Raw genomic sequence first — 21,507 nt, 5'->3', positions numbered from 1 at the left:
TGAGATACTATTGTTTGTCAATATTATAAAGAACTTGCGAAACTTCAGTTAATAATTTTTCTATCAGTTCCCAATGCAGGCGGAAAGCTAAGCATCAATGGGTACCGAGCTAAACACCGATGGGCAGCGAGCTGAACACTGATAAGCAGCGAGCTGAGCATGAATGAGCACCGAGCCAAGCATGAACGAGCACCGAGCTGAAAGGCAACGCTCACGTAGCCGGATGTCGGAGAAATCCGGAGCTAATTTCCCCACTTCCAATGCACTTCATCCCACACGGCAGACCTGTCCGGTCTTGGAGGCGCATCCTTCGGAATCGGATGCCCAAGATACGTCCGTTGCCCGCCAATGAGTTGTTCAAAGCGATACAGTTCTTCCTCAGCTGCTTGCCGGCAACTGCCGAGCAGCCTTTTCTTCAGCTCCTGAGCCGGACGTCCGCCCGGAGAGAGGTAATTGCCGAAATACAGTTTCACATCCCTCAAAAACAGCAAGCCATCTTCCCTGCCAAAGCGTCGGATATGCTCTTTAAAAGCAGCGATCACCTCCTCCTGCCGTTCCACGAAAAGTTTGCCCATACAGGAGTGCATAGCCATCGACTCCATGTAACTTTCCGATTCGGCCATCTGATCCACCAGCATCTCCCACGGAAGAACCGGCTGTAGGGGCAACTGTCCCCTATCCTCCGGTGGAGGAACAATCTGAAGTCCGTGAGAAGCGGCGGCGGCAGAGTGCTCTTTCTCTGTCTTTTCTTCGTTACTACTGTTGTTGTCTTTGACAACAGTAGTAACTCTTCTCTCCTCTTCTCTACTCTTCTGGTTTTGATTCGGTTTTTCGCCTTTATCCATCGGTGTTTCCGGTGTGCTTCCCATGCGTTTCGGACGACCTCCTTTTTTGCCGTTTGCCACATTAATCATCCGCCTTTCTTCGAGCTTTGCCATCACCCTGTCCAGATAAGGCGAACGGAACATTTGCCGTTCTTCATCAAGCACAAAAAGGTCGAACTCACGGAGAACCCTTTGCAACACATCGGCATCCAAGTCATACATCCGCGCGAAAGCCCCCATACAAAGCGGACAACAAGATGCTTCATAATTGTCCGCTTTACGCAAATGCGTAAGAAGCATCATATAGATTCCGAGCGATTGCGCAGCGTCAAGTTCCATCATCATTCTGACAATATTGTCATTACTCAAAAAATTTACCTCTAAATTAAAATACTGATCTTTCTTCATATCTTACAATTAATTGACTGTGATTCAGGATGTCCCGAATTCGTTCTGCAAAGGTCCGAATACTTTTTTGAAAAACTACTTGCAGAACTGCAAACGATGTTTGACATTTTTCTATGAACTTTGCGGCATAATTAGTAAAAAGAAAAAATTATGAAAGGATACGAAAGAGCGACCAAGGAAGAAATTTACGACCGGCTGCGTATTGAAGCGAACTGTCATGCACAAATAGAACGAATCATCCATTTGCGCCACCTATGTAATCTGAACCTTGAAGAGGCGGCAGATGTGACCAATCTCAGTATTTCCACCCTGAGCCGGTACGAAAACGAAGTGACCAAATGCAGCGTACAAAGTTTCATAACGATATGCTACCACTATCAGAAGTACCTCCATAAGCGGCATATCCCCTTCGACAGGAGCCTGTTTCTCATAGATATGAACACGCTTGACAACTAATAGAGTAACAGAGAGATAAAACGGACACACAAAGAATAAAGGCACAACACCGAAAAAAAGCAAAAAAGATGAAAAGTATCATATCTTTTATTACCTTTGTATGTGGCAAAAGCCCACCAAAAACAAAGAATCAAGCATGAACGACAATGAAATAGGCAATCCACCGATAAAAGCATTAATCGTTTTCAGAGAGAATGGAGATACGGACAATCTTTTTGTCCCCATTTTATGCGATGCTATCAGGACGACGGGGATTGACGTACGATGTTCCACGAATGAGTTCTGGAACTCGGATACACCTTACGACATCATCCACTTCCAATGGTCCGAAGAGGTGATGGAAGGGAATTGTGACGGTCCGGACAGGATTTGCCGCCTGAAGGAGCGTATCGCTTTTTTTCGGTCTCGTGGGGCCCGGTTCGTGTATACGCGCCACAATGTCCGTCCGCATGATGCGGACGAGGTGATCGGCCGTGCTTATGACATTATCGAAGAACAAAGCGATGTGGTGGTGCACATGGGACGTTACAGTCTCGACGAATTTGCAGCCAAACACGCAGACAGCCGGAATGTCATCATTCCTCATCCTATTTATCAGTACACATACAAGGAGGACATCAGCGTGGAACGTGCGCGCCAGCATCTTAATCTGCCGCAGGAGGCGTTTATCGTCACGTCGTTCGGAAAGTTCCGGAATCGTGAAGAGAGGCGGATGGTGACCGGAGCGTTCCGAAAATGGGATGAAGCAAAGAAGTTCCTGCTTGCTCCACGGCTGTACCCGTTTTCGAGATTCAACAGGTATGGCAGCAACTTCTTCAAGCGCTGGACATCCCGGGCAGGATATTACCTGCTTATACCCTTGCTCAACCGCCTGCGCAGAATGCACGCCGGAACCAGCGACGAACCTATAGACAACTGCGACCTGCCTTACTACATGGCCGCTTCCGATGTAATATTCATCCAACGAAAAGATATTCTGAACTCTGCCAGTATACCTCTCGCCTTCCTTTTTCACAAAGTGGTCATAGGTCCCAATATCGGGAATATAGGAGAAATCCTCCAAGATACGGGCAACCCCGTCTTCCACCCCGACAACCAATTTGATATCATACGAGCACTGGAGGCAGCCCGCCAACTGTCCGCCCGAAGGAAGGGGGAAGACAACTATGCATATGCCATCGAAAACATGAACAGCGGAAAAATAGGAAAAGAATATGCGGAGCTTTACAGAAACCTAGCCAATCTCTCTCTTTAAACGATCCTCAAAAACAAACAACAATAGAGTAGCCATACACAGAATTTATGGAAAATAAAAAAATAAAAGTCAGTGTTGTCATACCTGTCTATAACACCGAAAAATATGTTCGGGAGGCAGTAGAAAGCATTATGAATCAGACACTGCGGGAATTGGAAATCATCATCATCAATGACGGCTCCACGGATAACAGTCTGCAAGTTGTAGAAGAACTGGCTGCGGCAGACAGTCGGATACAGGTGTATTCGCAAACCAACCAGGGAGGTTCGGTCGCACGTAATGCAGGCATCGCGCGAGCTTACGGAAAATATATTTATTTTATGGACAGTGATGATCTGCTGGAAAAAGAAACTATCGATCTGTGCTACCGTAAATGTGAGGAAGAACAGCTTGATTTCGTTTTCTTCGATGCAGAAACTTTCATTGACGGCAACGTCGAGAATGCACCCGCATTGAGCTATAAACATACTGGTAAACTGGAAGATAAAGTCTATACGGGCATTGAAGCATTCAAAATACAATTGGACAACAATGAATTCACTCCATCTCCCTGCTTGAATTTCATTCGTTGCGGCTTCCTGAAAGAGCATCAAATACTGTTTTATCCGGGCATAATACATGAAGATCAGCTGTTTACAGTCACTCTTTATCTGCACGCCAAAAGAACGGGACGTATCCATCATTCTTTCTTTCACCGCCGCCTCCGTGAAAATTCAATTATGACATGCGATTTTTCACTGCAAAATTTAAAAGGATATCTCACTGTCACTCGCGAGATAGTCAAATTCAAGCAACAAACCTCTGAATACGAAATCAAGAATACTATTAATTTATATCTGTCGCAAATGCTGAATGCTGTCATTTGGCAAGCTCATGTGCTCCCTTACCCGTACCGGCTTCGGCTGGCGTGGCGGTGTCTGTTTAGATACAAAAAACTCATATCCATAAGAAGCATCGGAGTCTTGTTATTCAAATCCATCATTCACAAGTAGATCAGAAAAGAATCATTCAGGCAATGGCAAACAATATTAAACATCAGTTATTTTCCGGAGTATTCTACACGGCACTAGCCAAATACAGTGGAATCATTATATCACTCGTCGTGGCAGGGATTCTTGCGCGGTTGCTCTCTCCGGATGACTTCGGAGTAGTGGCAATCGCTACGGTCATTATTGCATTTTTCAATCTCTTTACGGATATGGGAATATCGCCTGCTATCGTACAACATAAATCATTGACTAAAGAAGAACTATCGGACATCTTCTCATTCACCGTATGGACAGGCATCGGAATCAGCATACTCTTTTTTGCCGCTTCCTGGCTGATCGCCGATTACTACGAAAGTGGGATCTTACGGACGTTGTGCCAGCTCCTGTCCGTCAACCTGTTCTTTGCCTCTGCCAACATCGTGCCGGGAGCCTTGTTCTACCGCAACAAAGAGTTCAAGTTCATTGCTATCCGAAGCTTTATCATCCAGATAGCCGGAGGCGCTGGAGCAATAACTGCCGCGCTTTGCGGAGCCGGTTTATATGCGCTGATCATCAATCCTATACTTTCCAGCATACTGATATTCGTTATTTCCTATCAACGCTATCCGCAACGGCTGCGTTTCACATTAGGACTGAAAGTACTCCGAAAGATATTCTCTTATTCGGCCTATCAATTCTTGTTTAACGTGATTAACTATTTCAGCCGCAATCTGGATAAACTGCTGATTGGTAAATATATGAGCTTGTCAGCACTAGGATACTATGAAAAGTCCTACCGCTTGATGATGCTCCCTCTGCAGAATATTACGCAAGTCATCACACCGGTAATGCACCCCATCTTCAGCGATTTCCAGAATGACAAGGAAAAGCTGGCAACATCCTACGAACGCATTGTCCGTTTTCTGTCATTCATCGGTCTGCCACTCAGCGTACTGCTTTTCTTTACGGCAGAAGAAGTGACACTGATTATTTTTGGCGATCAATGGCTGCCTTCGGTTCCGGTGTTCCGGATACTGGCACTTTCGGTGGGTATTCAGATCATACTCTCCTCTTCAGGTTCTATTTTTCAGGCAGCAGGAGACACACGAAGCTTATTCATCTGCGGATTATTTTCCTCTGCACTTAATGTAGCGGGTATGTTGGTCGGAATCTTTTATTTTGGTACATTGACAGCTGTAGCAACATGTATCGTGATAACTTTTACTATCAATTTCGTACAATGTTATTGGATGATGTACCGAGTAACTTTTCAAAGAAACGCATGGATATTTATCAGACAACTTCTTTCTCCACTCCTTGTCAGCCTACTAATAACGGCATTTCTCACGCCTATATATTATATGATGGAAAATATGAATATTTTCGTAACACTTATTGCAAAAAGTTTCGTAAGTTTTATTATCTTTGTGACATATATGCAAGTAACACACACCTATGATATCACAGGCAAAGTGAAGACTCTTGCAAGAAATAGAAAGTTGGTACAAAAGAACAAACAATGAAAGGATTATTCCTCATATTCCATGGTTTCGAAGCATTCAACGGAATCAGTAAAAAGATACGTTATCAAGTAAAAGCCCTCAAAGAATGCGGACTAGAAATGCATACGTGTTGGCTAGACGATACTGACAACCATAAACGCCGTATGGTAGATGAATCGATAATCGCCGACTATGGTTTCGGGATCAAAGGAAAAATCCTAAAAAGAATCGAATTTGACAGTATCGTACATTATGTACAGAAAGAAAACATAGACTTTATCTATGTACGCTATGTCCATAATGCCAGCCCTTTCAGCATACGGCTGATGAAACTACTAAAAAAGACCGGAGCACGTATAGTGATGGAAATCCCGACATATCCATACGACCAAGAATATAAGGGACTCCCATTCGTATACCAACGAATCCTATTTATAGACAAATGTTTCCGACAGCATCTGGCACGCTATGTTGACAAGATCGTCACTTTTTCGGACTATGACATTATTTGGAATCGCCCCACCATCCGCATCTCAAATGGAATTGATTTCAGCGAAATCCCTTTAAGAGGTCCAAAGAATGATACCGCACATTCTCTACAACTGATTGCCGTAGCGACAATGCACCCATGGCATGGTTTCGACAGAGTTATAGCCGGCATGGCAAATTACTATCGTACACATACCGACACTCATGATTATAAAGTATATCTCAATATCGTAGGCTTCGGGGTTCCCGAACTGGTGGACAGCTATAAAAAAGATGTAGCCAAACATCAGTTAGAGAAATATATCATCTTTCATAGTGCCTTATACGGCAAAGAACTGGATGCCGTGTTCGAGCAGTCGGACATGGGAATAGGCAGTCTGGCTCGCCATCGTAGCGGTATTGACAAAATTAAGACCTTAAAAAACCGTGAATATGCAGCAAGAGGCATTCCTTTTGTTTATTCAGAAACGGATGATGACTTTGAGCATCAACCATACATACTTAAGGCAGCACCGGACGATTCGCCCCTTGACATCGAAAAAGTAATTCGCTTTTATCAATCATTGAAAACAACGCCGCTCCAAATACGGATGTCTATAGAGCAATCACTTTCATGGAAAGCCCAGATGCAAATTGTTATTAATGAAACCTTTGAATAAAACTATATCACTATGAATATACAGCCACTGATCAATGCTATCCGCTATAAATTGCGTTATGGCATTACTGTAGAATGGTACAATTTCTGGTACATGGCTCTCAGATGCCATCAGAAAATAACTCCGCAGGTAGCTTCCATTGATGAGACCATTCGGATAATCGTAGAAGACCAATGTTCCGTGAGCCGTTTCGGCGATGGTGAGATGCTGCTTACCAACCCGGACAAGGAAATAGGATTCCAAAAAGGAAATGTACTCTTGGCTCAGCGTCTCAAGGAAGTATTGACAAGCCATGAAGAAGGACATTTGGTTTGTATCTCCGATACTTTCGAAAACATTTATCGCTATAACCGCAAAGCACGCCGATTCTGGAGAACTCACTTCTTTCTGTATGGCAGTTGGTGGGACCGCTTGCTGTTGCCCGACAGGCTATACTACAATACATTCATCACCCGTCCCTACATGGACTTCGCTTCCAAAGAAGACTGCCCACGGTGGTTTCACCAGATGAAAGCTATCTGGAAAGACAGGGATGTCGTATTCATTGAAGGCGAAAAAAGCCGTTTGGGGGTAGGCAACGACCTCTTTGACAATGTAAAAAGCATCAGACGTATTCTTTGTCCGCCCCGTGACGCATTTGACCGCTACGAAGAAATACTGAATGAAGCGCAAAAACTCGAGAAAACCGCTCTCTTCCTGATTGCTTTAGGACCTACGGCTACTGTACTGGCTTACGATTTATTCAAGTCCGGTTATCAGGCAATTGACGCAGGGCACGTGGACGTAGAATATGAATGGTGGCGAATGGGAGCCAAACGGAAAGTAAAGCTGGAACGAAAATATGTAAACGAAGCCGCCAACGGAAAACAAGTGTCCGACGCCGGAGAATTTTATCGGAAACAAATCATTGCTAAAATCTATTAAATCATGAAGATAGCCTATTACCTGCCCTCACTACAGGCACCTGGCGGAATAGAACGGATAGTTACATTCAAAGCCAATTATTTTGCAGAACATTTTGAAGGATACGACATCACCATCATTACATCCGAACAAATGGGTAAAGCACCACACTTTCCATTATCCCCCAAAGTAAAGCATATCGACTTAGGAGTATCTTTCGACCTGCCCTACTCTCAATCCATAGTAAGTAAAGTGCTGAAGTATCCGTTCCGCTACTATCGGTTTAAACAACGACTATCGAATCTATTGAACGAACTGAAACCGGACATTACTATCTCAACCATGCGCCGGGAACTGAACTTTATCACTAAATTGAAAGACGGTAGCCTGAAAATCGGAGAGTTTCACGTCAGCCGCTACGCCTATGGCGCAGAAGCACTGAAACGTAAAAGCCCGATTGTCAACATGATAAAGAAAAGATGGGCAAACAGATTTGTCAAAAACCAGTCTAAACTGTCCAGAGTGATTATACTTACAAGTGAAGGAGCTAAAGACTGGCCGGAACTGACTAATATCAGCATCATCCCTAATCCTATTTCTACTCCTGTAGAAGGAAAACAAACAGATATTCTGTCACATAATGCTATTGCTGTAGGGCGATATGCGCCCCAAAAAGGATTTGATATGCTAATCCCCGCCTGGAGCATTGTCGCCCAAAGACATCCGGACTGGAAACTACATATTTATGGAGAAGGCGACCTGAAAGAGAAGTTCACCAAACTAATAGATGAACTACAACTAAATAATAATTGTCTGCTTCATCACACTGTATCGAATATAGCCGAAAAATACTGTATGAGTTCGATATTTGTCTTATCAAGCCGATACGAAGGTTTTGGACTCGTTTTGGCAGAAGCAATGTCATGTGGTATACCCTGTGTCTCATTTGACTGTCCGCATGGTCCTTCGGATATTATAAAAGACCATGAAGACGGTCTACTAGTGGAGAAAGAAAATATCAAGGAACTTGCAGACAAAATCTGCTATCTGATTGAGAATGAAAATGTACGCATCAAGATGGGACACAAAGCCAGGGAAAACGTAAAACGCTTTCTGCCGGAAAATGTGATGCCACAATGGAAAAACTTATTCGAATCATTAACTTATTCTTCTAAATAACAGAACAATATATGGTAAAGTGGTATAAAACTTATCTGGAAGTATACGGGAAATCTTTTGATGAGATTTCTGACGATAGTATCCGCAAAGTCAAAAGACAACTCAAAGAACGTCAAAACGATTCTCCACTGGTATCGGTTGTACTCATTGCATACAATGAGGAACGCCATCTGGTAAGTTGTATCTGGTCACTCTCCGAGAATCATTGCCATTTCCCCATTGAAATAATAGCCGTTAACAACAATTCAACGGATAAAACGGAAGAAGTATTAAAATCATTGGGAGTTACCTATTATAACGAAACGAAGAAAGGTCCGGGATACGCCCGCCAATGCGGATTGGACCATGCAAAAGGAAAATATCATATTTGTATTGATGCAGATACTTTATATCCGCCGCATTACATTGAAACGCATGTAAAATATCTAATGAATCCGAAGGTTGCATGTACATTCAGTTTATGGAGTTTTATGGTTGACGAAAGACATTCCCGATTCGGACTATGGTGCTACGAAGGCCTGCGCGATATATACCTCCGCTTACAAGCCATCCAGCGTCCTGAACTCTGTGTGCGAGGTATGGCTTTCAGTTTTAATACGGAAATAGGACGTCGGTTTGGATTTCGTACAGATATTATCCGCGGAGAAGACGGTTCGTTAGCATTAGCTATGAAACCGTATGGAAAAATCGTATTTATTACAAGTCGCAAAGCACGAGTGCTTACAAGTAATGGAACCCTAAATTCTGAAGGATCACTGATTGATAATATATGGATACGGGTAATCAAAGCACTGAAAGAAATCACTGGACTCTTTATCAAAAAAACGGCATACAAAGATAAAGACTCTAATCTCATCAAATAAAGTCTCATCAAAATCATTATGGATATGGCAAAATATATAGCAAATATCATCTTAGTAACAGCTTGTCTTTTCACCTATACTTCCTGTATAAGAAAAATGAATCTATATGATGAGAATAGAAATACAGGCCAAGACAATAACGAAAAAGATACAGATTCTACTCCCATCTATACGTATCCTTTCGACAAAGAAACAACAAACGTTACAGCAGAAATCATTATTCACACAAAAAAAGAAATACAGACCAAAGATATTAATGTCGAAATCCCTCATTTAAAATACAATAAGACATGGATGTTGATGCTAACACAAGACGACTGCATGCAGGCTGCTTTTTGCCGTACATGGGCTGCAATAAACGGTAAACCGATCTCAAGTTCAATACCTTATCCTACTCCAACTCCCACTGATCAGAATATGAAACATCAATTATATTTTGACATCAAACATTTGCAAAAAGGGGATCTTCCCCCTACTATTATTTCCGCCAACCAATCTTTGGGATGTACAGACGGAGCAGGAAATGAAGTTCGGTTTGCTATTACTACCACTCTTGCCCCTGAAGAAAAATGGATGGATGCTGAAACAAACGTACTGCCGGGGTTTACTGCAAACTATTATCGTTTTTATATGAAATCCGGACTTATATGGGATAACATACGAGAGATGTTGAACTATGGAACAGGCATTGCCCTCCATGATGTAATGACAAAAGATGCTAATGATCCAATACAAATATTGGAACATTTTGATATTGCCCAAAACATTATTGTAGAGAAACTCACAGGAAGGGGATGCAAATTTCTTGCTGAACCCAATGGAAATAAGACATACGTAACTGCTGCTCTTCAATGTCCGGAAATTCAAACGATGACCGCACAAGCAGGAGCAATTACCCTATATCCGTATCAAGTGTCTGAAACTTTACAAAAATCTCTGATAGAACGGGAGTTTAACGATTCACCAGCATATTTTAAACAACAGATTACTGACCTGCTAAAATTACCCAAAGAAGAACGTAAAGCAATCTGCATAGGTGTTCATGGTACGGACAACAATTGGATCGACTTTTTATTATGGTTAAATAGTAATTATGGTAAAGATGGGGATGATTCGTTATGGTTTCCAAGCCAGGAAGAATATTATGAATATAACTATTATCGTTTAAACAGCCATATTAGTATAGCACAAATAGACGCAAGTTCTTTCAAATTAACAATAAATTTACCGGGAGAAAAGTTCTTCTACTATCCTTCTACCACTATCAATTTATCGGGAATTAGCATGTATGACATTGTTTCCATCGAAGGAAATGATGCATTGACCGGACTATCTTATGCTGACTACAAAGACGGTATCATGCTCAATATCGACTGTCGGAAATACCTGTTTGAACACGCCGAGAACTTCGTAAAACGATACGAGGCCAATCCTTCCGATGCTTCCAACAAAGCAGACGCCCTCTACTTTGTAAACATGCTGAAAGAATCGGCTAAAAAAGAGGCACTGAAAAAACGACTTCAATAAGTAAATCAACAAACATCTATTAAACGAGAATACAGCTATGAACGAAACTCTCATCCTCGAAATCATCTTCTGGTCCGCCCTGTTCATGGTGTTCTACACCTATCTGGGCTACGGCATCGTCCTCTACGCCCTCGTCAAGCTGAAAGAGCTTTTCGTGAAACCCGTGAAACGGGTGCTGCCACCGGACAGTGACTTGCCGGAAGTAACCCTCTTCATCACCGCCTTCAACGAAGAAGACGTGGTGGACGAAAAGATGGAGAACAGCCTCGCCCTGGACTACCCTGCGGACAAACTCCGCATCGTCTGGGTGACGGACGGAAGCGATGACGGCACAAACGACCGTCTCCAAACCCGCTGGAACGGAAAAGCAACCGTCTACTTCCAGCCGAAATGGCAGGGAAAGACAGCCGCCATGACACGAGGAATGACACTCGTCCGGACCCCGCTTGTCGTCTTTACGGACGCCAACACAATGGTCAACAGCGAGGCAATCCGTGAAATCGTACTGGCTTTTCAAAACCCGAAAGTGGGCTGCGTGGCAGGAGAAAAACGTATAGCCGTACAGACGAAGGACGGAGCAGCCGCCGGAGGCGAAGGCATCTACTGGAAATACGAATCGACACTGAAAGCGCTCGACTCCCGTCTCTACTCAGCTGTAGGCGCTGCCGGAGAACTGTTTGCCGTCCGCCGCGAACTCTTCGAACCGATGGAACCGGATACGCTGCTCGACGACTTCATCCTCTCTCTCCGCATCGCCATGAAAGGATACACCATCGCCTACTGCACCAATGCCTACGCCATCGAAAGCGGATCGGCAGATATGGGTGAAGAGGAAAAACGAAAAGTGCGTATCGCTGCCGGAGGATTACAGTCGATCTGGCGTCTGCTCCCGTTGCTGAATCCTTTCCGTTACGGAATCCTGAGTTTTCAGTACACGTCGCACCGGGTATTGCGCTGGTCTGTCACTCCATTCCTGCTGTTTGCGCTGTTACCACTGAATATAGTCGTTTTGCTATTGGGCGAATCTCCCCTGTTTTATGGCACCCTGCTGGGGTTACAGATTCTTTTCTACGGAATGGGATACTGGGGATATTACCTCTCTACCAGACAAATAAAGAATAAAGTACTGTTTATTCCCTATTATTTCTTATTCATGAACGTGAATGTGCTCAAAGGAATCGGCTATCTGAAAAGAAAAAAAGGAAGCGGCGCCTGGGAAAAAGCAAAACGTGCCGAAAAATAAGAACAGAGAATCAAATATTTTGCTATCTTTGCATGAAACAGAATCTTATAAATCTAATCGGACAAGCATGAACAGAACATTACATGAGGCAGATAATGCGCAGAGAATACTGAAGTTGACCGCCGACACCATGCTATTAGTCGATAGAAATGGCATTTGCATTGATATTGATATTCATAGCAATTTATGGTTTTTACAAGAAGAGAGGCTCTTAGGAAAAAATATATTCGAACGGATGCCCGAACACACCCGTGAGAAGGTTTACAGCACCTTCCAGACCGTGCTTCGGGAACAGCGAAGCATCAGCAAGAACTACAAGCTGGAACTGGAGGATAATACCTATTATTTCAAGTGTATCATGTATCCTTACGATGACATGGTGCTCTGCCAATATCGGGACATCACCCAGCGAAGCAACGTGAAACGCCAGCTGGAACAGGTGAACCGAAATCTGAGGGAGATACAGAAAGTGGCTCAGATCGGACAGTGGATGTACAACACCCGCGACAATGTCTTCTATTACATGGGCTACACCGGAGTATTGTGCGAGGAATCTTCCAGAAGTATCTCTCTGGAGAAATATCAGGAATTTATCGTCGAAGAAGACCGCCTGAGCTTCACCAACTGGTGCCGGAAAAATGAGGAAGGACTCAACGAAGATAGTATCAGCTATCGGGTCCGTGTCGCCGGAGAGATTTACTATATGCGCCTTCAGGCTTATCTGCGAGACGAACTACCGAACGGCAGCTGCAACATCGAAGGTTACATCCAGAACATCACTGACATACAGCGTCGCAGAAACGACATCAACACGCTGACGCACGCTATCAACAACGCAAAGGAGAGCATCTTCGCCGCCAAAGAGGACGGTACGCTGATCTTCGCCAACCGCCAGTTCCTCCACAACCACGGCATCCCGGAAAGTGAGGAGATCGGCAAGCTGAAAATCTATGAAATCGCCGGCGATATGAACACGCAGGAAGACTGGCATGAACGCTGCAAGGATATCCTGCACGGAGGAAGCAGAAGTTTCGTCGCCCATCATCCTTCGAAGGTCAGCAAGAATATATTGGCTTACGAGGGAATCATGTACAACGTCACCAATGACTCCGGTGAAGAAAGTTACTGGTCATTCTCCCACGACATATCCGAGCGACTGCACTACGAAGCGCAAATCAAACGACTCAACCTGATCATGGATACTACCATCGACAACCTCCCCGCCGGAATTGTCGTCAAGGAGATCAACAACGATTTCCGATATATCTACCGCAACCGGGAATCGTACAACCGGAATCTGTGCATCGGCGAATCTATCGGCAAGAATGACTTCGACTACTATCCCCCCGAAGTGGCAGAAAAGAAAAGGGAGGAAGATACACTAGTTGCCACCACCGGACGGGGACTGCACTGGACAACCGAAGGGAAAGACAAAAACGGAAACGAGATCATCCTCGACAAACGGAAAATACGGGTGGACGGAGACGAACTTTCCTCCCCCATCATCGTCAGCATCGAATGGGACATCACGGAACTGGAGAAGATCAAACGGGAACTTCAGACATCCAAAGAGAAAGCCGAAATGTCGGACAAACTGAAGTCTGCTTTCCTCGCCAACATGAGTCATGAAATACGCACACCTCTGAATGCCATCGTCGGCTTCTCGCATCTGATAGCCGAAAGTGAAAATAAGGAAGAACGTAAAACATTTTATGAGATCGTCGAAGCCAACAACGAACGTCTGCTGCAACTGATCAACGAGATTCTTGATCTTTCGAAGATCGAATCGGGCATTATCGAGTTCACCAGCGCACCGATAAATATCAACAGTCTGTGTAAAGAAGTACATGACGCTCACGTATTTCGCACGCCGCAAGGGGTACAACTGATCTACGAGCCATCCGAAAACGGACTGGTGATAGAGACTGACAAGAACCGGGTGTTCCAGGTGTTCTCGAATCTGATAGGTAACGCATTCAAATTCACGAAAGCAGGCAGCATTAGTTACGGCTATAAACTGGTAGGTAATCAGATCGTTTTCCACGTGACTGATACCGGTACGGGCATCGAACCGGAGAAGATAGGACGTGTGTTCGAACGTTTCGCCAAGTTGAACAACTATGCGCAGGGGACGGGACTCGGACTGTCTATCTGTAAAACAATTGTCGAACGATTGGGAGGTGAAATCTCCGTTTCTTCGGTGGTAGGTCAAGGGACGACTTTCACGTTCACCCTGCCTTACGAGTCGGAACAATCGACCGGCACGGGTTCTATGAAGATTGACATGGCTTCTACGGAGACGTCAGTAGAAACGTCTGTCAAGGAGGATTCTGAAAAGACTTCCGGAAATACGGACGATAATAGTTCCGATAGTATTTCCGCCAATGCCTCTCCAAGCCAGCGGACTATTCTGATAGCGGAAGATGAGGACAGTAACTTCGATTTGCTGAAAGCTATTCTTGGAAGAAAGTACAGGCTTATACGTGCACGGGACGGTATGGAGGCCGTTACCTCATACGATGAAGCGAAGCCGGACCTTATTCTGATGGATATCAAAATGCCTAATCTCGACGGTCTGGAGGCTACGAAGATCATTCGTGAGCTCTCTCCTACTGTGCCCATTATCGCACAAAGTGCTTATGCTTATCAACAGGATCAGATCGCTGCAACGGATGCCGGATGCAGCGACTTCATCGCCAAACCGATCTCGCAAGCGAAGCTCAAGGATATGATTAATAAATGGTTACCATAAAATGAAAGCCTTATATAGATTACTTTACTACCTGTCTATCCTGCTGACGAGTATTCTGGCAGGTTCCACATTAGCCGGAGCCTTCGCCGGAGATGCTTCGCCGGACGGCTTTAAGCTGATGCCCTTTATCGGATTGGTTCTGCCGATACTTTTGCTGGCTAATGTCGCCTCTGCCATCTATTGGACGGTTCGCTGGCGATGCTGGGTTTTCATTCCTTTAATCGCCATACTGGGAAATTGGGGGTATCTGACCCGTGTCCTCCAGTTCCCGCTTTTTGATTCGGCTTCCCAACCGAATACTGAATCTTCGTTTCTGAAGAAAAACGAAAGGGACACCGAATCAGCACTGACTATTGCCACCTATAACGTTAACAGCTTTAATCACGAGCACACAGGTTTCTCATGCAAGCAAATCGCTGCTTACATGAAGGAGCTCGGTGTAGATATCTTCTGTTTTCAAGAGTTTGGGATCAATCATGAATTTGGTATTGACAGTCTTCGCACCGTTCTTTCCGAATGGCCGTATTACTATGTACCTTCTTCTCCTGCCGGGGAGAGTCTTTTGCAACTGTCTGTGTTCAGCCGTTATCCCATCAAGGAGAAGCAGCTCGTCACCTACCCAAATTCCAACAACTGCAGCCTGTGGTGTGATATCGACATTAACGACCAAACAATCCGTCTGTTCAACAATCATCTGCAGACTACGGAAGTCAGCCGCAACAAGCGCAAACTGGAAAAAGAACTTCGTGCGGATGATACCGACCGTGCGGAACGTGCCGCTCTCACCCTTGCCGATGGTCTGCACGAGAACTTCAAGAAACGTGCCGCACAAGCTGAACATATCAATCAATTGATTTCCGCTTCTCCCTATCCCACCCTGGTATGTGGTGACTTCAACTCTCTCCCTTCTTCATATGTATATCAAACGGTAAAAGGAGAAAAACTGAATGATGGTTTTCAGACCTGCGGACATGGGTATATGTACACTTTCCGATATTTCAAGCATCTGCTGAGAATCGACTATATCCTCCATTCGTCTGAGTTTCAAGGGGTAGATTACTTCTCTCCGGATTTGGAGTATAGTGATCATAATCCGGTGGTGATGAGAATGAGGTTATAAACCTTACGCTGTATATCACTATATAGAAAGGCTACAAAAAAGCCAGTTAACTCATTATGAATTAACTGGCTTCCCATTAAAATAAAATCCTTCTTTTTAACTTTAAAACTTGTATTAGAAAGTAACTTTTACTCCTAATTGCATAGACCATGCACTACCAATGGTATTGGTATATTGCCATGATGATCTTTCTTTAAAAGCTTCACGTGAATTAGCATTTATCTGGTAAGTCAAGGGTTCACCAACTTTGCTAGCAGTTTTTAATAACTGTACATTGTCATAACTCTTGAGACCACAAGATTGATATGCTCCCCATTTTGAATTAATCATATTTCCTACATTCAGCATATCAAGGCTAACCTGTATTCCATATTTACGCCCACCTAAAGTTGCATAAAAATCCTGAGCAATTTTAAAATCAAAGCGATTAATCCAAGGTGTTAAAGATCCATTACGTTCCACATATTTTCCCTTACGATCTTTAAGATAAGAATCATTGTTCACAAAATCCCAAAAATCTTTAGCTTGATCTACAGCAGAATAAGTAATAGCACCACTTTTATCTGTAATATCAACAAAGGTCATTTCATCCTGAGAGTTAGGCACGTATATTAAATCCGAATAATTGCCATCACCATTCATATCATTATAATATGTATAGGAATAACGTCCTGTATGATATCCTGAATAAAATAACGAGAACGTTGTCTTTAAGCATTTAGCATAATTAATTTCATAAGAAGCATTAGCAATAATACGATGGGGCGTAGAAAATAAAGAATAAGATACTCCAGGATCATTCAATGAATTTACTGCCACATTATTTTGCCATGCTGAATTAGGTGCTGACCCAGGATTTGCAGTCAGATCTTTAGCCATTGTATAAGTATAGCCGATAGACCCTGTAAAACCAAAATCGTATTTCTTTGTCAAAATAGCATTAAAAGAATATTGATATCCTTTATCTTCTCCATTAGAAAGTTTTACTACTACATTCTTACCATTAGTATAATCATTATACTCGTATTTTTTTGAAGCCCAATAAATACGATCCGGTTGTTCATTATACACACCCGTAGGCTCAGCCTCATTCATATTGATCTGCGCAACATTATAAATATCTCTTGTATACATTGCTCCAACAGATAACATAAAATCATACGGCAGTTGAATATCCACATTCAAATTACTACGCCAAACTTGCGGCATCTTAAACTTAGGATCTACATATGCTATAACATCAGGTGCTTGCTCTGAAGGTGTAGAAGGAAATAAACTGGGATATTTCTGCAGAGTTTCTCTATAATTAGGATTAAAACCAAAGTCAGCAGGTAAAGAGCCCGGATTTTTTTGTGTATTATACTCTACCATATTTTGGTATAAGCCCGAATTACTTGGTTGATTAGTGAACCATACAAAAGGTAACAATCCAGTAAAGATTCCTGTACCTCCTGATACAATTACGGAGCGATCACCTTTTACATCCCAATTAAAACCGACTCTTGGCGAAAACAAGACTTGCGTCTTCGGCCACTTAGAAATATCGACATGAGTATTATTTACAAAAGCTAATTCCTCTATTGACTTGTTAGAATCCAATGAATTCATATATATTGGCATATCCAGACGTAAGCCATAAGTCAAACGAAAATTAGGAGTAAGAGACCATACGTCTTGGGCATACACACCAGCCATTCCGAATGTCAACTCAGAACCTGGAGCATCATTACCATTATACCCATATGTAATACCATAAATGGTAGGTACTTTTCCCTGCATAAAATCATCCATTGAATCATAACGATAATATCCGTAAGGGCCTCTCAAATAAGAATTTTTAAAATATTGGCGTTCAAAAGAAACGCCAGCAAGCAATTCATGTTTTCCTAATGATATACTCACATTATCAACAAGACTAAATACATTATTGATAACCTGATTATTAGGAGTAAACACTTCTGTACCTAAAGTTATATATTGCTTTCCGTCCTTATATATATCGACAAAAGGAAAATCAGAGCCTTTCTGCTCGCGTGTATCACTAATATGAGTATATGTGGCTAACAGTTTATTCTGAACATTATTCGAGAAACGACTATTTAACTCGCCTGTTATCGATGTTACTACGTTTTTCATCTTATAGTTTGAATTACCAAAAGAAAAGGCATCCAAACCATAACGATTAGAATTAGTACTAGTTATAATAGTGGACTTAGCGCTTACTTCTCTGTCATCTTCTGAGGAAACAGAATTAAAACGCACTGTCAACTTATGATTCTGATGTATATTCCAATCAATACGAGCCATTAACTTCCAATTATCACTTTGGAAATTATTGAAGTTCTCATACTGTCCGGGGTCATAATCATATTTAGTTTTAACAAAGTCACTGATAGTACGCATATCACCCACCCAAGTACGTGAGATACGTTTTCCGCTATCCCCTGTTCCATTTTGATCTTGATTAGGAAGCCAAGTTACCCCCGGAGTTTCCTTATTTTCAATTTCAGCATTCAAGAAGAAGAAAAGCTTATTCTTAATGATTGGACCTCCAAAAGTTACACCATATGAATGAGAGTTGTATTCTTTTGCTTTAAGAATATCCTCACCGTCAATAGAGCTCCCTGCAAATCCTCTTGGTTTATGATAGGTATATGCAGTACCCGAAAATGAGTTTGTTCCACTTTTTGTTACAGCATTAATAGAAGCACCTGTGAAGTTGGAATATTTAACATCGTAAGGAGAGACATTTACAGTAATCTCATCGATTGCATCTAAAGATATGGGTTGAGAATCTCCTCCAGGTAAATTATTAGAACTTAATCCGAAACTATTATTAAACGAAGCACCATCAATCGTTATATTGTTATAACGTCCATCACGCCCCGCAAAAGAACTGCTTCCACCTGCATAAGGAGAGAGCTTTGTGAAATCTGTTATACTTCTGTTAATAGTAGGTAAAGTGTTCATCTGACGTTCACTTACATTAGTAACAGTACCTATTTTTTCGATAGTTTTTGGTGCTGTTACTACTACTTCATCCAACAACTCTGAACTTTCTTTCAAAGAAACATTCAATACGTAGTTTTCTCCTAATGACAACTGGATGCCCTTGTAAATGGCTGACTGATAGCCGACATAGGTGATTTCAACTTTGTAAGGACCGCCTGTACGCATACCTTGCAGATTGAATTGCCCACTGACATTGGTCACTGTACCATAGCGGGTACCGGAGGGCTCGTGAATAGCAACGATCGTTGCTCCAATAATAGGTTCATCTTGTGCTGTTACTTTACCACTCATACTTGCTGTGGTAACTTGCGCACTCATCGTAGCAGTAATCAGTAACATTACGACCACTAAAAAAGACCGCATTCTCTTCAACATAATGTAATTTATTAGTTAATACTAATTGTTTGTTTCATTGAAACTGTGCACAAAGATAATTAATATTATTTAGACTTAGATGACAATTATGCTACATTCTTTTAAGAGAGATAAACATTTTATTGCTTTCGAAAACAATAAAGGCCCTGCAATGTTTGCAGAGCCTTTCACTTTCGTATATTAAGCGAGATTTAACTTGTAATCTGTCAGCAAATACTAGTCAGTCATTAGGTTTCTATAACGAACACGCTTCGGTTCTTCATTGCCCAGACGCTTCAATTTGTTTTCCTCATATTCTGAATAGGAACCTTCAAAGTAGAATACATTAGAGTCTCCTTCAAAAGCGAGGATATGCGTACAGATACGATCAAGGAACCAACGATCGTGAGAGATGACTACCGCACACCCTGCAAAGTCTTCCAAACCTTCCTCCAAAGCACGAAGGGTGTTCACGTCAATGTCATTGGTCGGCTCATCGAGCAGCAGAACGTTACCTTCTTCTTTCAGAGCGATCGCCAGATGCAGACGGTTTCTTTCACCACCGGAAAGAACACCACAAAGTTTTTCCTGATCGGCACCGGCAAAGTTGAAACGGGACAGGTACGCACGTGCATTGATATCACGTCCACCCATACGGATCAAATCATTACCACCGGAGATTACCTGATAGACGCTCTTGTTCGGGTCAATGTCTTTATGCTGCTGGTCTACATAGGATACCTTTACGGTCTCTCCTACTTCAAACTCACCTTTATCTACCGTTTCCAATCCCATAATCAGACGGAAAAGAGTTGTTTTTCCTGCACCGTTAGGACCGATGACACCGACAATACCGTTAGGAGGAAGCATAAAGTTCAGATCATCGAACAGCAGTTTGTCGCCGTATGCCTTCGCTACGTGTTTTGCCTCGATTACCTTATTACCCAGACGGGGACCATTCGGGATAAAGATTTCCAGCTTCTCTTCTTTCTCCTTCAAGTCTTCATTCAGCAACTTGTCGTATGAATTAAGACGGGCTTTTCCTTTCGCCTGACGAGCTTTCGGAGCCATGCGCACCCATTCCAACTCACGTTCCAGTGTTTTACGACGCTTGCTGGCGGTCTTTTCTTCCATTTCCATCCGTTTGGTCTTCTGTTCCAGCCAGGATGAGTAGTTTCCCTTCCAAGGGATACCTTCGCCACGGTCGAGTTCGAGAATCCATCCGGCAACGTGATCAAGGAAGTAACGGTCGTGAGTTACGGCGATAACTGTACCTTCGTATTGCTGCAAATGTTGTTCCAGCCAGTCGATAGATTCAGCATCCAAGTGGTTGGTAGGCTCATCGAGCAACAGGATGTCCGGTTTCTGCAACAACAAACGGCAAAGAGCGACACGACGGCGTTCACCTCCGGAGAGATTCACCACCGGCTGATCTTCGGGCGGACAACGGAGCGCATCCATCGCACGTTCCAGTTTACTGTCCAGATTCCATGCATCAGTTGCGTCGATGATATCTTGCAATTCTCCCTGACGGGCGAAAAGTATATCCATCTTGTCCTGATCTTCATAATACTCGGGCAAACCGAATTTCTGATTGATTTCTTCGTATTCTGCCAGTGCGTCAACGATCGGTTGCACACCTTCCATTACTACTTCTTTTACTGTCTTTGTGTCGTCCAGATAAGGTTCTTGTGCCAAATAGCCCACAGAATATCCCGGAGAGAAGACCACTTCTCCCTGATAGGATTTCTCCAGCCCCGCGATAATCTTCAATAAGGTAGATTTACCGGAACCGTTCAGACCGATAATACCAATCTTCGCTCCATAGAAGAACGACAGGTAAATGTCTTTCAGTACATTTTTATTTGGTTGGAAAGCTTTGCTCACTCCCACCATTGAGAAGATGATTTTTTTATCGTCAGCCATATATTAATGATTGTATATTGTTGATAATGGCACAAAGATAAGAAAAATGTTTGAAATGCTTTGGAGT

15 protein-coding genes are annotated in these 21,507 nt (G+C 43.0%); 12 read left to right on the top strand and 3 right to left on the bottom strand.

Annotated features, from left to right (window positions below; all coding sequences use genetic code 11):
• Window positions 1-242: 242 nt before the first annotated feature.
• Window positions 243-1,232, bottom strand: a complete 990-nt coding sequence (locus tag KTR07_RS12365) for a DUF4373 domain-containing protein (protein ID WP_022471087.1) — start codon at window positions 1,230-1,232, stop codon at window positions 243-245.
• Window positions 1,233-1,382: 150 nt separating this feature from the next.
• On the opposite strand from KTR07_RS12365, the gene KTR07_RS12360 reads away from it, so the two are divergent.
• The 12 genes from KTR07_RS12360 to KTR07_RS12305 all read left to right on the top strand — a co-directional run bounded on the left by KTR07_RS12360 (window position 1,383) and on the right by KTR07_RS12305 (window position 16,148).
• Entirely contained in the window at window positions 1,383-1,688 is a 306-nt protein-coding gene (locus KTR07_RS12360; protein ID WP_016267747.1) for a helix-turn-helix domain-containing protein, read from the top strand.
• A gap of 136 nt (window positions 1,689-1,824) precedes the next feature.
• Window positions 1,825-2,943 carry a glycosyltransferase family 1 protein gene (locus tag KTR07_RS12355; RefSeq protein ID WP_217315424.1) on the top strand — a complete coding sequence of 373 codons (1,119 nt, stop codon included), beginning with the start codon at window positions 1,825-1,827 and terminating at the stop codon, window positions 2,941-2,943.
• Between the two features lie 47 nt (window positions 2,944-2,990).
• The gene (locus tag KTR07_RS12350; RefSeq protein WP_022471085.1) at window positions 2,991-3,935 is read left to right on the top strand and encodes a glycosyltransferase; all 945 of its coding nucleotides are present in this window, start codon (window positions 2,991-2,993) and stop codon (window positions 3,933-3,935) included.
• A gap of 23 nt (window positions 3,936-3,958) precedes the next feature.
• Window positions 3,959-5,434 (top strand): lipopolysaccharide biosynthesis protein, encoded by a 1,476-nt coding sequence (locus KTR07_RS12345; RefSeq protein ID WP_217315423.1) that lies wholly within the window; start codon window positions 3,959-3,961, stop codon window positions 5,432-5,434.
• Complete coding sequence (locus tag KTR07_RS12340; RefSeq protein ID WP_008765892.1) at window positions 5,431-6,561, top strand: glycosyltransferase family 4 protein; 1,131 nt, start codon at window positions 5,431-5,433, stop codon at window positions 6,559-6,561. The genes KTR07_RS12345 and KTR07_RS12340 overlap by 4 nt, the downstream gene beginning before the upstream one ends.
• Window positions 6,562-6,573: 12 nt before the next feature.
• Window positions 6,574-7,485 carry an SP_1767 family glycosyltransferase gene (locus tag KTR07_RS12335; RefSeq protein ID WP_008763460.1) on the top strand — a complete coding sequence of 304 codons (912 nt, stop codon included), beginning with the start codon at window positions 6,574-6,576 and terminating at the stop codon, window positions 7,483-7,485.
• 3 nt (window positions 7,486-7,488) lie between these two features.
• The gene (locus tag KTR07_RS12330) at window positions 7,489-8,643 is read left to right on the top strand and encodes a glycosyltransferase family 4 protein (protein WP_217315422.1); all 1,155 of its coding nucleotides are present in this window, start codon (window positions 7,489-7,491) and stop codon (window positions 8,641-8,643) included.
• An 11-nt stretch (window positions 8,644-8,654) separates the two neighbouring features.
• Entirely contained in the window at window positions 8,655-9,506 is an 852-nt protein-coding gene (locus KTR07_RS12325) for a glycosyltransferase family A protein (RefSeq protein WP_130061572.1), read from the top strand.
• Window positions 9,507-9,530: 24 nt separating this feature from the next.
• The gene (locus KTR07_RS12320) at window positions 9,531-11,033 is read left to right on the top strand and encodes a hypothetical protein (protein ID WP_217315421.1); all 1,503 of its coding nucleotides are present in this window, start codon (window positions 9,531-9,533) and stop codon (window positions 11,031-11,033) included.
• A 37-nt stretch (window positions 11,034-11,070) separates the two neighbouring features.
• The gene (locus KTR07_RS12315) at window positions 11,071-12,276 is read left to right on the top strand and encodes a glycosyltransferase family 2 protein (RefSeq protein ID WP_217315420.1); all 1,206 of its coding nucleotides are present in this window, start codon (window positions 11,071-11,073) and stop codon (window positions 12,274-12,276) included.
• A 67-nt stretch (window positions 12,277-12,343) separates the two neighbouring features.
• Entirely contained in the window at window positions 12,344-15,028 is a 2,685-nt protein-coding gene (locus tag KTR07_RS12310; protein ID WP_217315419.1) for an ATP-binding protein, read from the top strand.
• Between the two features lies 1 nt (window position 15,029).
• Window positions 15,030-16,148, top strand: coding sequence for an endonuclease/exonuclease/phosphatase family protein (locus KTR07_RS12305; RefSeq protein ID WP_217315417.1), 1,119 nt, complete (start codon window positions 15,030-15,032; stop codon window positions 16,146-16,148).
• A 114-nt stretch (window positions 16,149-16,262) separates the two neighbouring features.
• Here the strand turns inward: KTR07_RS12305 and KTR07_RS12300 are convergent, their stop codons facing one another.
• Complete coding sequence (locus KTR07_RS12300) at window positions 16,263-19,535, bottom strand: TonB-dependent receptor domain-containing protein (RefSeq protein WP_008765900.1); 3,273 nt, start codon at window positions 19,533-19,535, stop codon at window positions 16,263-16,265.
• 216 nt (window positions 19,536-19,751) lie between these two features.
• Complete coding sequence (gene ettA / locus KTR07_RS12295; protein ID WP_008763451.1) at window positions 19,752-21,440, bottom strand: energy-dependent translational throttle protein EttA; 1,689 nt, start codon at window positions 21,438-21,440, stop codon at window positions 19,752-19,754.
• Between the last annotated feature and the right edge of the window lie 67 nt (window positions 21,441-21,507).

It is taken from the genome of Bacteroides sp. MSK.20.82, from assembly GCF_019052485.1.
Lineage (GTDB): Bacteria > Bacteroidota > Bacteroidia > Bacteroidales > Bacteroidaceae > Bacteroides > Bacteroides thetaiotaomicron.
Note: the sequence above shows the minus strand (reverse complement) of the source record. Positions and strands in the feature narration are given on the sequence as shown.